This is a genomic window from Rhodoferax ferrireducens, assembly GCF_003347515.1.
GTDB lineage: Bacteria > Pseudomonadota > Gammaproteobacteria > Burkholderiales > Burkholderiaceae_C > Rhodoferax.
In genome coordinates this window covers 1-473 of record NZ_QEII01000085.1, presented here as the reverse complement: position 1 = coordinate 473, position 473 = coordinate 1, and the positions used below count along the sequence as shown (strand labels likewise).

Here is a 473-nt window from a genome sequence, read left to right as displayed (position 1 = left end):
CTGCCGACCCAACGCGCCAGTCAGGTGGGCGACTTGCTGCCCCATCGCTGGCAACCTCAAACCATTCGTTGACGACTAATGCATTGACGCGCTCATCGCGTCAATGTGTGTTCCCCAGTTGCTTACCATTGACACTTACATTCGCTGGTATAACGAAAAGCGGATCAAAATCTCCCTTGGCTCACTCAGTCCCCTCGAATACCGAGAGAGCCTCGGACTTACGGCATAAACCCGTCCAAGATTTACGCCGCACCCCCCGCTTACCAATATTCAATCGGCGCCGACAATGGCATGCCTAGACGCTTACGCACTCCCGGCAAACTGGGTCAAGGTGCCCTGGCTAGCCGCTTACCTTACTCAGACACAATCGACAGGTTAAAAAAAAACGCCCAGTCGTCAGACTGGGCGTTTCCGGTTTAATAGCCTGACGATGACCTACTTTCACACGGGAATCCGCACTATCATCGGCGCAG

At 54.1% G+C, this 473-nt stretch carries 1 pseudogene; it reads left to right on the top strand.

Features of this window, described 5'->3' with window-relative positions:
- Positions 1-127: 127 nt before the first annotated feature.
- Positions 128-229, top strand: a pseudogene (locus C5P05_RS00340) (IS3 family transposase); the annotation flags it as partial.
- Positions 230-473: the final 244 nt, after the last annotated feature.